Origin of the sequence: Wolbachia endosymbiont of Pentidionis agamae, from assembly GCF_036711655.1 — a bacterium.
GTDB lineage: Bacteria > Pseudomonadota > Alphaproteobacteria > Rickettsiales > Anaplasmataceae > JAZHPY01.
In genome coordinates, this window is sequence record NZ_JAZHPY010000020.1 from 1 (window position 1) to 12740 (window position 12740).

General features: G+C 30.9%; 14 protein-coding genes, 1 tRNA gene and 4 pseudogenes. 12 read left to right on the plus strand and 7 right to left on the minus strand.

Going from position 1 to position 12740, the window contains the following annotated elements:
- From V6U76_RS01850 to V6U76_RS01860, 3 genes and pseudogenes are all read right to left on the minus strand, one after another.
- Positions 1 to 205: pseudogene (locus tag V6U76_RS01850) on the minus strand (Rpn family recombination-promoting nuclease/putative transposase); the annotation flags it as partial.
- Between the two features lie 40 nt (positions 206 to 245).
- Positions 246 to 683, minus strand: a complete 438-nt coding sequence (locus V6U76_RS01855) for a group II intron maturase-specific domain-containing protein (protein ID WP_333023337.1) — start codon at positions 681 to 683, stop codon at positions 246 to 248.
- A 135-nt stretch (positions 684 to 818) separates the two neighbouring features.
- A pseudogene (locus V6U76_RS01860) lies at positions 819 to 1154 on the minus strand (reverse transcriptase domain-containing protein); the annotation flags it as partial.
- 683 nt (positions 1155 to 1837) lie between these two features.
- Here V6U76_RS01860 and V6U76_RS01865 point away from each other — a divergent pair.
- Together V6U76_RS01865 and V6U76_RS05565 are read left to right on the plus strand one after the other, a co-directional pair.
- A tRNA-Val gene (locus V6U76_RS01865) sits at positions 1838 to 1910 on the plus strand.
- Between the two features lie 1078 nt (positions 1911 to 2988).
- Positions 2989 to 3291 (plus strand): annotated as a pseudogene (locus V6U76_RS05565) (NADH-quinone oxidoreductase subunit C); the annotation flags it as partial.
- On the opposite strand, the gene V6U76_RS01875 reads toward V6U76_RS05565, so the two are convergent.
- A complete protein-coding gene (locus tag V6U76_RS01875) occupies positions 3276 to 4373 on the minus strand; it encodes an ankyrin repeat domain-containing protein (RefSeq protein ID WP_333023324.1) in 1098 nt (365 codons plus the stop codon). The pseudogene V6U76_RS05565 and the gene V6U76_RS01875 overlap by 16 nt on opposite strands.
- A gap of 181 nt (positions 4374 to 4554) precedes the next feature.
- Here V6U76_RS01875 and V6U76_RS01880 point away from each other — a divergent pair, with 181 nt between their 5' ends.
- From V6U76_RS01880 to V6U76_RS01925, 10 genes are all read left to right on the plus strand, one after another.
- The gene (locus tag V6U76_RS01880; protein WP_333023325.1) at positions 4555 to 5289 is read left to right on the plus strand and encodes a YebC/PmpR family DNA-binding transcriptional regulator; all 735 of its coding nucleotides are present in this window, start codon (positions 4555 to 4557) and stop codon (positions 5287 to 5289) included.
- Between the two features lie 107 nt (positions 5290 to 5396).
- Complete coding sequence (locus V6U76_RS01885) at positions 5397 to 5936, plus strand: c-type cytochrome (RefSeq protein WP_333023326.1); 540 nt, start codon at positions 5397 to 5399, stop codon at positions 5934 to 5936.
- A gap of 75 nt (positions 5937 to 6011) precedes the next feature.
- Positions 6012 to 6434: a hypothetical protein gene (locus tag V6U76_RS01890; protein ID WP_333023327.1), complete on the plus strand. Its 423-nt coding sequence runs from the start codon at positions 6012 to 6014 to the stop codon at positions 6432 to 6434.
- Between the two features lie 258 nt (positions 6435 to 6692).
- The gene (locus V6U76_RS01895) at positions 6693 to 6962 is read left to right on the plus strand and encodes a hypothetical protein (RefSeq protein ID WP_333023328.1); all 270 of its coding nucleotides are present in this window, start codon (positions 6693 to 6695) and stop codon (positions 6960 to 6962) included.
- A 93-nt stretch (positions 6963 to 7055) separates the two neighbouring features.
- Positions 7056 to 8339 (plus strand): hypothetical protein, encoded by a 1284-nt coding sequence (locus V6U76_RS01900; RefSeq protein ID WP_333023329.1) that lies wholly within the window; start codon positions 7056 to 7058, stop codon positions 8337 to 8339.
- A 391-nt stretch (positions 8340 to 8730) separates the two neighbouring features.
- Complete coding sequence (locus V6U76_RS01905; protein ID WP_333023330.1) at positions 8731 to 9006, plus strand: hypothetical protein; 276 nt, start codon at positions 8731 to 8733, stop codon at positions 9004 to 9006.
- Positions 9007 to 9079: 73 nt separating this feature from the next.
- Entirely contained in the window at positions 9080 to 9637 is a 558-nt protein-coding gene (locus V6U76_RS01910; RefSeq protein WP_333023331.1) for a head-tail connector protein, read from the plus strand.
- Positions 9638 to 9648: 11 nt separating this feature from the next.
- Positions 9649 to 10023 (plus strand): DUF3168 domain-containing protein, encoded by a 375-nt coding sequence (locus tag V6U76_RS01915; protein ID WP_333023332.1) that lies wholly within the window; start codon positions 9649 to 9651, stop codon positions 10021 to 10023.
- On the plus strand, positions 10024 to 10410 hold the full coding sequence (locus tag V6U76_RS01920; protein ID WP_333023333.1) for a phage tail tube protein: 387 nt from the start codon (positions 10024 to 10026) through the stop codon (positions 10408 to 10410).
- Between the two features lie 64 nt (positions 10411 to 10474).
- Positions 10475 to 11245, plus strand: coding sequence for a hypothetical protein (locus tag V6U76_RS01925; RefSeq protein WP_333023334.1), 771 nt, complete (start codon positions 10475 to 10477; stop codon positions 11243 to 11245).
- Between the two features lie 176 nt (positions 11246 to 11421).
- Here the strand turns inward: V6U76_RS01925 and V6U76_RS01930 are convergent, their stop codons facing one another.
- The 3 genes and pseudogenes from V6U76_RS01930 to V6U76_RS01935 form a co-directional block, all read right to left on the minus strand.
- Positions 11422 to 11649: a hypothetical protein gene (locus V6U76_RS01930; protein WP_333023335.1), complete on the minus strand. Its 228-nt coding sequence runs from the start codon at positions 11647 to 11649 to the stop codon at positions 11422 to 11424.
- An 86-nt stretch (positions 11650 to 11735) separates the two neighbouring features.
- Positions 11736 to 11936, minus strand: a pseudogene (locus tag V6U76_RS05670) (transposase); the annotation flags it as partial.
- Positions 11937 to 12131: 195 nt separating this feature from the next.
- Positions 12132 to 12740: hypothetical protein (locus V6U76_RS01935; protein WP_333023336.1), on the minus strand; the 609-nt coding region annotated here is incomplete at its 5' end.

A 12740-nucleotide genomic window follows, 5' to 3' on the forward strand; every position in this document is an offset into this window, starting at 1 on the left:
TAATTACCAGACTGTCTTGAATAAGCTTTGGCGGCGTAAAGTTGAGCACGTTTTTTAAAACCTTTATCTCTTGCAACCTGGTTATGTAAGGAAGTAGCCATTAACTACCACTCCCTTCCTTAGAAACGCAGCATGCGAGTTTCCCCACACTACGCTTGAGCCCATTATCTAAGTCCTTCTTATTTCGAACCGGCCTGTCCTTCATGATTCCTCGGAAAACATCATTCTTAATGGTGACACCAACACTAGAGAACATTCTCTTGAGGAAGAGCTAGTAACATTTTTGTTCGTTTCACTCTCTCATCAAAATACTTTTTCCATTTAAAGTCAAATGGATTTGCATCCACTCTGATTTTAATATGTCGTCTGATAGGTATATCAATTAACCTAAGTAGTCTTAATATAACCTTATCTCTTTCGGTTTGTTCTTGCATATGGATGCAGCAAAGACCCATTGGCGTTGATTTCATTACCTTGAAGTAACAATTCTTTATCCAATATAATCCTTTACGAGTATGTCTTTTCTTTGCCAATTTCCATAAGGCGCATATAATCTCATGGTCTATTTTGTGAAAAGCTCTTTTCGCACACACGTGACTATAGTAATTTCCCCATCCCCTTAGTAGGGAATTGAGTAACTTAATTAGTACTGCCTGAGAGTTTGCTATATTTGCTTTTATCAATGTACGCGCTTTATTAAGAAGCCTCTTAATACTTTCTTTCGAAGGTTTAATAATTAACTTCTTATTGTATCTGCGTACATTACAACCAAGAAAGTCAAACCCTGCTGTAATAGGTGTAATCTTTGTTTTCTCTTCAGAAAGAATAAGACCTCTCTTATGAAGAAAGGACGATACTAGAGGTTTTACTTCATGTTCCAGTACTGCACGTGTGATTCCTGAGATAATAAAGTCATCAGCGTACCTGATTACATTTACTCCACTTCTGATTTTGTTTCTTCTTCTACTGCCAAGTTTACCAAATTGACTTTCCAATAATTTTTCAAGTCAATTTAGAGCTAAATTGGCTAGTATTGGAGAAATTATACCCCCTTGTGGCGTACCTGCAGTTGTGGGATACAGAGTTTTCGATTCTAGGAAGCCAGCATTTAACCAACTATGAAGAATTTTCTTCTCCATAGGAATATGCTTCATAAGCCATTCATGGTTAATGTTATCAAAACAACCTTTGATATCACCTTCAAGTATCCATTGTAGTTAATTGCGACTTGCCAATATCAAGTGACAAGCTACTGTAGCATCTGCGCATGATCTTTTGACGCTAATTCTGGATTAGCAGAGGATATAAAGAGATAAAAACTCAATTAGAAATTAAAGTGAGAATACCAATGGATAAAGATATAACTTTGCTTAGTCGACGATTTTTGTAAAGCTATAAATTTTGCAAATGCCAAGTGGTAAAAACTCCACAAGAGTACCGAAAATTACACTTCCTGAAATCGTTGTGATAATTCTTCTCTATCTCCCTGTGCAAAAACTTCAAAACCTGCATCACTTTTACAATTTATTTCAGATAATATTTTTCTTCTAAGCGTAAATACTATTTTTATAGTTTTTGTGCTGTACTAGTTTCCAAGTTGTATTCTTCATAGAACATGCATGTGCTTTTCATATACTTTTTCTGATATCTATAAGTAGCCTCCGCTCGGATAGAAAAATATTATACTCACTTTTTCCAACATATAAAAAATCAAGTATTTTTAAGCTTTACAGTGTATTATTGTGGAAAATGAGAAGTAATCATTAATCTCTCTATTCTCAGAATCTTTTTTTATTTTACATGTGTAGCAATTAGTTATAAAATAAAATTCATAAGGGGGCAGTTAGCTCAGTTGGTAGAGCATCTCGTTTACACCGAGGGGGTCAGCAGTTCGAGCCTGTTACTGCCCATTGCTATGTTAAGTTTGTTATGGACGTTGTGGTAAAATCATAATTTTCTACATCATCGCTCTATAATCAGGAAAGATGAGTGCGTATAAATTTGGCTATTTTATATAGCTTGATTGATGAAAATATTTTTTCTTTCTTTAAGAAATTGTTATGTCCTCTTTGGTCATTGATTTTTCATTTTTTACTGCGTACATTGATGCAATGCTTATCTTGCAATGAAATGTGTTAATAGCAATATGGGCTTTTTATTTCTATTATAATCTTTAAATACATTATACATGTAACAAAGCCATCAAAAATTGTAGTTAAATCAGTCTATTACCTTAATAAAGTTGTACTATAATATACTAATGTTTAGATTAAGATTTTATTGTATGTATTTGCAAAAATTATCTAAGAATTATGGAACTATGGCGAAGTAAGAATAAATTTCTTATCCGCCATAGTGCCATAAAATATACGTCACTCTTTCTGCTGTGAAGTATGTAATATACTAACAAGCTCTCAAGTCGTGTGAGATTTGAGTAACATATTACTATTTTTTATTCTTATCTTGCTGTTTCTGTTTTCTATCTGGATTTGTAGTTTCATTTACAAATTGCTTAACATCTTTTTGTAAACTTTTTGACAAGACTGGTTTTTCTATATTAGTCATAACATATTACCTTAATAGATATAATATTTTAATTATATAGTTAATATATTAATATAATACTAAAAACAAGTAATTTAAGCACTTATTTATGACCTCAAATCCTACAATAGTTTTCTTAGCTATTGTCAATCTATCTTTATTAAGCATTTGTTTTTAATGTTGCAACTTATACCTGCAAAATAATGTAGCAAATTTTTTTCTTGCTTCAATTGAAAATTCCTTCACGAGCTTGGATGCTTACTACTTTGTACTTCTGCTGTAGACCTAGTGTATCTTACAATATGAGAAACGCTTCCAACATTTTATTTTTTGTTCTGGATCCCAATTTTGAGTTGTTTTTCCTATCAATTATATCTACTGATGGAATTTCATTTTTTCATCATTTTTCTTTGACCAAATATCATATTTCTTGCCATTTCCCGCTGTTCTTCAGACATAGCTTTAAATTGTCTTGCACAAATTTTCAGTACTGCTTCTTGGTTTTGGCGTAAAGTTTGATATGCATGGAATAGAATTCATAAGCCACCCAGATTTGCGCAGAATACTTGCTGATTATGGATTTACCATATGCTTAAAGATTTTTCTTTAACTAGTTATGAAGGGGTAATAGTATGATGATAAAATAAAAAAGTTGTTTATCAAGTTGTAGACCTTAGCCAAGACTTTCGTACATTTGAAAATTTACTATCGCCATGGCAAGGTCATAGATACTACTTAACTACCTGAGTTTGTGTTGCTTCACTTACATCAGGTTCACTCAATAATTGAGCAGGTTCTCCTTTTTTTTGCATGAGTGTTACACCAGCTGTTATTGCAAGTGCTGCAATTCCAATAGCAAGCGCTAAACCTATTTCAGGCAGCACTTGTACTCCTAAAAAGGCATAACATATTCCTCCAGTTATTAATGCAGGAACAGTAAAATATAGGGAATAATAACCAAATTTTTTTAATGTTTGATAAAACTTTAGTGTTTCTACTCCTTTTTTCCATTGCTTTTCTATATCATTTGCATATATAGGAAATTCCTTTTTCCATTCATCTGACTTAAAAGCTTTCTGCAAATTCTTATTTCCAGCATAAGATGCTAATTTACTTGAACCTTTAGTCATTAGTATATCATAATATGAGATTTCTGTCTCTTCAATCTTTACACTTTCTAATTTTTTTAGTTCTTCCTGACATAGCTGTTTATTTTCTTCATAAAGAGACTTAAGTTCTTCACTACCTTCTATAATGTCTTTGTTTTTCTTAGATCCCTTATTATTAATATTTGGGTCAATTACTCCCAATTTTGCAATATTGAAGATAAAAAGCTCTATAGCATTTTTATAAAGTTCTGAAGAATAACGTTGTTTTCTCTGAATAACATAATCTAAAGGAGTACTACCATGCTTATCAACAGCATTAACATCAGCTTCATGTTTTAATAAAATGTTTGCAATTTTTATCATTCCATATTTAGCAGTAAAATGTAAAGGAGTTATATTATCTTTATAACGATCATTAACATCAGCTCCTGCTTGTAGTAGAAGTTCTACAATGGCTGCATGACCATTTCTGATAGCTTCTCTTAAAGGATTCCAACCACAAGTCTTGACACTAGCTTTATTGTCTAGTAGAAGCTTTGTAGCTTCTATATGCCCAGATTGAATAGTCAAAAATAAAAGAGGCAGACCTGTTGTCCTTATAGTAGCATTAACGTCAGCTCCATGCTTGATCAATTCCCTAGCTTCTTCTAAAGTACTTGAATCATCATATAGAATTGCTGTAGATAGTTTGTTATATAGTTCTTCGTTTTTTTTACGCATAAATTTACCTCACATAATTTGATTTACTTATATTATAACAGTAATAGTAAAATTACGGAATCAAAATCTCTTTTATAAATCTCAATATTAATATATTATTCATAAACACTGGGAATTTTAATAAGTGGTATTTTAGTATGATGTTGTTAAATTAAGTTATATTCTTTCTTACAATAAATTTATGGCTGGTCATTCACAATTTGCAAATATAAAACATAGAAAAGGCGCTCAAGATTCAAAACGCTCGCAAAAATTTACAAAATTAATAAGGGAAATAGTAGTAGCAGCAAAACAAGGGTTACCAAATCCAGAATTAAATCCACGTCTTCGTTCTGCTATATTTGCTGCACGCAAAGAAAATTTGCCGAAAGATAAAATAGAAATGGCAATAAAAAATGCAACTAGTAACATTGCAGGAGAAAATTATGAAGAGATACAGTATGAAGGTCATGGACCGCTAGGTGCAGCATTTATTGTACATGCTGTTACAAATAATCGTAATCGCACTGCTTCTGAGCTGCGTTACATATTTTCTCGTAATAATGGAAATTTAGGTGAAACAGGAAGTGTTAGCTATATGTTCGACCATGTAGGTACTGTTATTTATAAAGCAGAAAATATAAATTTTAATGATTTTTTTAATTATGCAGTTGAATTTGATGTAATCAATGTCGAAGAAAACGATTTAGATAAAGTTTATATAGTAACTTCAACAACTAAAGATTTTGGTAAAGTACGTAATGCTTTGTATGAAAGATTTGGGGAACCAGAACTTGCTCGTCTTTCCTGGCAAGCAAAAGATCCAGTGCAAATTAGTGATAAAGATGCAGCTGAAAAAATACTAAATCTGATTGAAGCTCTAGAAGATAACAGTGACGTGCAATATACGGAAAGTAATGTTTTATTATTACCATAAGCTTAAAATCATTAACCAATTTTTTAGAATAGCTAATACTTGTTCATTTATTATTTACAAAAATACAGATTTATTCAAAATTATATGAATCGTATTATACTGCTCAAATGAATGGTTTTGAATTAAATAAAATTGCAGCTTCAATTTTGCTCTCTTCACTTATTATTATGATAATTAGCACCATAGTAGATGTGCTATATAAGCCCCAAGAGTATACAAGGCATGGTGAAAACCATATAGTGAGCACTGCTGCTTCAGAACAAAAGCTTGAGCAAGTGGTGCTTGATATATCTGCTCTAATGGAAAATGCCAATTTAGATAAAGGCAAATCAGCAGCAAAAAAATGCATAGCTTGTCACACTTTTGATAAAGGTGGGCAAAACAAAGTAGGGCCTAATTTATGGAATATAGTAGATAACAAAAAGGCGCATCTTGGTAATTCTTTTAATTATTCTAAACCTATGCTTGAAAAAGGTGGAAACTGGGGTTATGAAGAGCTTTTTGCTTTTCTAAAGAACCCAAAGTCTTACATAAAAGGTACACGCATGGCGTTTGCAGGCATTTCAAAGCCTCAGGAAATTGCAGATCTCATTGCTTATTTACGTTCTAATAGTGAAAATCCAGCGCCTATTCCAGAAAGAAAATAGCAACAACTAAAAAAATGCTTCGGCCTATTTCAAAAGTCATTATAATATAGGTATACTATTTATTATGAGGCTAATATGAAAATATCAAAAGAAAATGCATTTTTTGGTAAACCTATTCCGAATGTTTTAGGAGAGTTTATAAATTATCACGAGTGTAGAGAAAATAACCTTTTTGCTGCACAATACACAGAATTATATCCTTTTGTAGGATCAGAAGCATATGTAAATGTAATGGATAATAAATTTGATTGTCCTATAGACAATAATCATAAATATGGCTTATATAATTACAGGTTATCTGATGTTGAGCAAAAAGACTTAATTGATTGTTTAGAGAGCGATCTCAAAGGAAGCGCTTATGTGAAACTTGATGAATGGGATGTAAGTTCTATTAATGATTATGTTTTTCCTAGCCGCTGTTGGGCAAAGAAGTCTTGGGCAATGAAAAAACAAGGAAGCGATGAAAGAGGTGAACTATTGCACAAAACAATTTCTTAATTAAGCAATAAAATATGTATTTTTGGATTTTTAAATAAAGGAACAAGAGATCTTCACATAGAGTTAGTAGAACTTAGTTTAGAGTACAAGGAAAAATGGTTTTATTATGATAATAATGGAAGTAATCCAGCCTGTGCACTTAATTGTGGTGAGCATATTACTGATTTTTTCGATAAAGCTAAAAAGTACTGCAAAAATAACAAATTAAAGAATGATACTGTTCAAGTAACAATCTTCACTATAAATCCTTTAGTCTTAATGGATGCATTTGATATAGATTGGAAAGAGTATTTAAAAGAAGAAAATCAATCTAAAATCAGTGGATTTATAGAGTCAACCAAAACATCTCTTGTGAATAAACAAGATAAAGTAGAGTTTTTACAAAAGTTTGTAGAAACCCTAGATATACCTTGTTTTTTGAAAAAATCTCAGACTCATTCAGAAAAAGTTAGAACTTATGTTTCAGATCCTTCGGTAGAAGAAGGCATATCTCATAAGAAATCAAAGGGGCGTTGTCTAATTTCATAGAGGTAAGACAATGTACTTATTGAGTTAAAATGCTTTAATTTTTTATAAAAATTGTTATAATATAAGTACTATTTTTATAACATGAGGTTTAACATGATAATATCAAAAGAAAATGCATTTTTTGGTAAACCTATTCCAGATACTCTTGGAGAGTTTATAGACTTTCATGAGGAAGCTAGTGATTCTTACATTTTTACTGTGAAAGAAAATAAATTATCTCTTTTTAAAAAATCTAAAAAAACATATATCAACGTAAATGATAAGAAGTCTGTGCTTCAACATAATTATATGATTAATAATCACAAATATGGTTTATATAATTACAAGTTATCTAATATTACGGAAAAAGACTTAATTGATGATATAGAAAATGATATAAAAGGCAGTGCTTATAAAGCACCTCTAAATTGGGCTAACAATCCTACTCTTAATTATATCTTTCCTAGTCGCAGGTGGGCACATTTATCAGGACGTGAGATAATACAAGGAACAGATGAAAGATGTAATCCATTACATAATACAGTATCTAGATTAAATAAAAAAATATGTATTCTTGGATTCTCAAATGAAAAAACTAATGACTTTCATATAGAATTGTTAGAGCCTGGCTTGCAGTACAGAGAAATGTGGTATGATGGTAATACAAATAATCCTAGTTACTCTTTTGAATGGAATCATGATATCATTAACTTTTTAAATAAAGCTAAAAAATATTGTGAAGATAATAAAGAAAGTGATGTAAGAGTTACAGTCTTTACTATAAATCCTTTAGTCTTAATGGATGCATCTAATGTAGATTGGGTTGAGTATTTAGAGGAAGAAAATCAAGCTAAAATTAATAAATATATAGAGTTGACTGGAAAATTGCTGATTAACCAACAAGGTGATAAAAAAGTAGAATTTATAAAAAAGTTTGTAGAAACTTTAAATGCACCTGATTCCTTAAAAGAACTCAATGCATCTTTAGAAAAAATGAAAAATACGAAACTTGGTGATAGCAGCGTTTCACTTTATAATGTCTTATTTGCAGATACTGAAAAATTAGCAGCATATTCTGATAAGGATAATATAGTAGAAGCCAGCAGATCTATTAAGTATGAAGATGTTATATATAAAGAACATTTAGCATGTCAAATTGAACGTATGCAGCTTTTATCAATTTGTAAAAAAACTACCTTTATACATAAAGAAGTTGAGTTACCTTTAGGAGATAGTTTTCCTTTCAGGGGTAATATCTTTGCACATCTTTCAAATGAAGATATTCGAAATTTTCTTAAAGTATCTATTAAATCAGAAGATCAACAAAAAGGAGTAAAAACTAATATTTCAAATCTATCAGTAGAGGAAAGTACATCTAAAAAGGCTCGTATGAATTAAAGGTTTAACATGGCTAATAACCAATAGTTTTTCTAGTTTCTCCAAAGTTATGGTTATTAGCTAAAGTTGTAATTACCAAGACTAACTCTTAATATAAAGTGTTGAATTTCTGCAAAAAATCATCATAAAGATCTGTTATTCTTTTAAATATTGCTTAAGTTTTGCTATACTTAATCGACGGTTTCTCTCTCACAGCTACTGTTCCATATTTCCTAAAACCACTATTTTTGGCTTTGTTCTACTTTCATAAGAAGTCTAATAGTTCTATTTATTAACAGAACTTTAACGAGCTCTGCAATTTTTCTAATTATTCAAGAATTATTGCATTTTTTTGCTTCGGAAGTTTTTCAATACAATTATAATTATAGCATGTATCTTAATTGAGGTTAATATGATAACTAACTATTACCATAATAATAAAAAAACTTTAGATGAGTTTCATGAAGAGATTACAAATATCTCGAAAACTGCTCAAGACAAATTTTTTTATGAGATTGAAGATTATCTTTACTATTCTACAAGAAGATTTCATGATTTACTTATGAAAGAACTCAGTCAAACTTTGGTAAGCAGTAATTTAAAATCTGCTTTTACAGGTATGCGCTTTTTTCATCAGACAAGCCTATTTCACTCTTTCTTTCGAATGCTAGAACGTACAAATCTTTAAAATTCTTTGAGTTTTAGCTAATTGCAAATTTCTTAAATTTATATTTAACACAACATACTCTTGGAGGGTTATTATGTCATATGGTCCTGTTATAAAGCGCAGATCTAGCGCACCTAAATCATTTCCTATCACTTTGGAATTTATGAAATCTTTCCTGAGGATTGAAAACAATCAAGATGATGAGTTAATTTCAAATCTTTTATCTATTGCAACTGATTATGCTCAGTGGTATATGGGAATATCGTTAATAAAACAAGAATGGCAAATTTCGTATGCTGTTAATCATGTATTACGGCGCAAATTTGGATTAGTCTATGGTCCTATTATCAAAGTAGAATCAGTAGAAGCTGTATACCGAAATCAGAGTGCAAAGCCACTAAGTCAGAAAAATTATCATGTAGATTTAGTAGCACCTTATATCCAATTTGATCAACTCTTCAATGTATCAAGAATTGATATTGTGTACAAGGCCGGTTATGAAAATAGTGATTTAATTCCTGCTCAAATAAAGCAAGGTATTGCGAATCACGTTGCTAACGCATATCGTAATCGTGAAACGGAAACTAATACTTATTTATCTGGAATAAAAAGTGTATATGCACCGTTTTGCGAACTAAAAGTTGTTTTATAATGGCTATCGTCATGAAGAGCATAGAGACTATAAGTGTATTATATCATAAGATATTTCATTCTTTGAGTGATAATCAGAATTTAAGAGCGTGTGTTACTGGCATTTATACTAATGTTCCAAAGAAAGTTATAATTCCTTATTTAAATATAAATATTGTAGACTACAAATACTTACATGCTTTCGCCATAAAAGATAAATTATCCTGCCATATATACGCTTTTCATCTCGATAAGATGTTTTATATTATGAAGCAAATTAATATTACACTTAAAAATTTTCATGATCCTCATAAGCATATTCTTATAGAGAGGAATGGCATTATTAGCCAGCGTGATGAAATTTTACATTCAATTATGAATTTTGATATTTTAACCAGAGAGGAATAAATGAGTTTACAATTAAAAATAAAAGATGAAAATGGCAACTTTAGTGTATTAAAAAATATAAAAAACCTGCGCTTTGCCTTGCATAATAATCAAGAAGAAATAAAGAGTATCTATTCTTTTGGTTGGAAAAGAATGCTTAATTTTGCTGGAAGCAGGTATGTAGTAATCAGAATTAATGGTATCATAGACTCTATGAATGCTGATAAACTGCTGCGTGACTCTGCTATGCAAAACTCTATTAATGATTATGAGATAGAATTTAATAACGGAGAAAAAATAAAATTGCAATGCTCTGTTGAACTATACGAAAGATACTACGATCCTACAGAATTCGATAGCTTTAGTGTAGTTCTAGCTAGTACAGGAATAATAAATATTGCTGACTGATTATTTTAGTGTATTAACATATCAGAACTTAATTTTTATATTAAACATTTATCAAGGTAATGTCATGGAAAATGAAGATGTTTTTAGAAAAGGTAATAATACCTATAGAAAAAATGACGATGAAGATGATGATGAAAGGTATCTTGTTAAGCAAGATGAATTCGATGAAAAATATCTAAAGGAGCGTATTGAAAAGTACTTAGAGGTCTTTAAGGATCTTTTTAGTCAAATTGATGAAGAATTGGATGGATTAGATAGCTATGAAAAGGCTGTCCAGATAAAAAGAAGCATTGATAACCTAATAGAAAGTCTATATAGCCAAGCAATGGATGAAGATGTCGATGTAGAGCTTGAAACGACTAAGCCTACATGGAAAAAGTCAGAATCTGAAAAAAGAATAAGAGAGAAGAGAAAGAGAAACATTATTGAAAATGTACTTACTTATCTTCTTCAAAAAGGAAAAATATTAGATCTTTCACACAACCAAGAAAAAAACAATGATGTTCATGAAGTTAAGGATCAAATAAAACTTAAGGTTAGGGGCCTGATATTTTCAGTGATTGCTCATGAAATGGATCCAAAAAGAAGGGCAGGGGAGACGAGAAGTGAGAATGAGGATAATGCACGCAGGTATGGTAGAGAAGCAGCTGGTAGCATACTAAATGTTCTACTTCAAGCTATATTAAAAACTATTACTGCTGTTGTGAAAGAAGTTGCGAAGCCATTAATGAAACAACAAGAAAATAGCAAAGAAAATAAGCAAGAAACATCTTTTGTAAAACAACTTGAAGCAAGTAGAAATGCACCAAGTCCAAGCAAGGGTCGTTCAATATAGTAGTCCGTGATATTAAATAAACCTCAATTAAAGGTAGTCCTTAACAATGCATGAAATGCAAATTTTGTTGTAGTAATGAATAAAATTCCAAATGGCACCTACGTTGTTACTCAGCTTTTTAGAAAATGACAAGGTTTTTCTTACTAAACGTCCGATTCTTTGCCGCATTAAATCTTTCAATATAATCCAGAGCCTTTATCAACTTGAAGTATTCCAGGAAAAATAGCAGTATATGCATCAAATTTATCAGCAATAAATTCGCTATTTCTTCTATATGCTTCTGGCATGCTTTCAAGCAATTTAGTCGCACCTTCAGCGCCTCTATTTCCTATCCAACTATTTGTCTGGTTGCTATGTCCATTGCCAGCCAAATCCATAGCTTTTTTGCAGACAAAACTCCACATTTCATTGCATTCTACTATTATTTTGTGCACAGATTTGTTGGCTTTTCCTGAATCTTCTATTTTTTTTACGTTATTGTACTTTTTATTTACATAATTTGCAAATGTGTCTCGGATATGTTTGTAGATCTCGATATTCCAGCTATTGATATTTTTTCAAGCAAAAGTCTGTCTACTAAATTCCATTCTTCTTGTGCAATATATTTTTTCCCAGCGTTTTCTGTGAATTGTTTGTCGCATCCTTTGCATATGTACTGCTGTTTCCCACTTTTTAACTTTCCATTCTTTACACATTTTCCTTTCTACTTCTATACCATTTCCTTTCTTCCTTTAACATCATGAATTGTTTGGCACTACCAAATTAAAGTGTACAAACTTTAATTGAGGTTTATCTATAAAACAGAAATTTTTTTTTATAAAGTATTATTTAATATATACTACTCCACTTTTAGTGGAGTAGTATACTTACCTCTCTATTACAATTTTTAACTTATTCCTTCGTGTTGCGAATGATTTTTACATCTAACATCCTGAAGGTCAGTATTTACCTCATTACTTCCAAAAATTTTAGAAGCAAGGTAAGCAGTAGCAGCACCAAGAATACCTGCTGCAACACAGATACCAATAGTTGCAAGTATAGGTAAAACCCCAACTGTAAAATATGCAGCTATAGCTGCTCCAAGAACTGCTCCTATTACACATGAAGTTATTATAACAACTTGGTTATTTCTTGATTCTTTATGCACATCTCTTGTATTAGAATTATGAGAACAATGTTGATTCTTTACATTACATTCTCCATTGTCGTCTGAAGATTTTTGAGCATTGGGCATACATTCCGGAGTACTGATATATTGCTCAGAATTAGTATGTCCATTATGTGTATTAGCATTGTCATTAGAAAGACTGTCACAATAATTTTGAAATTCTTCTCTAAAATAAAATTTGCCTTTAAAAGAAATATAGTTTAATTTCGGCAACTCTTCTAATAAGTCTTTTATAGCTTTATCAGTAATTTGAGTATTACGCAAATAAAGAAATTGAAGGTTTGTTAGATCTTTTAAATGGTCTAGCCCTGAGTCAGTAATTTTAGT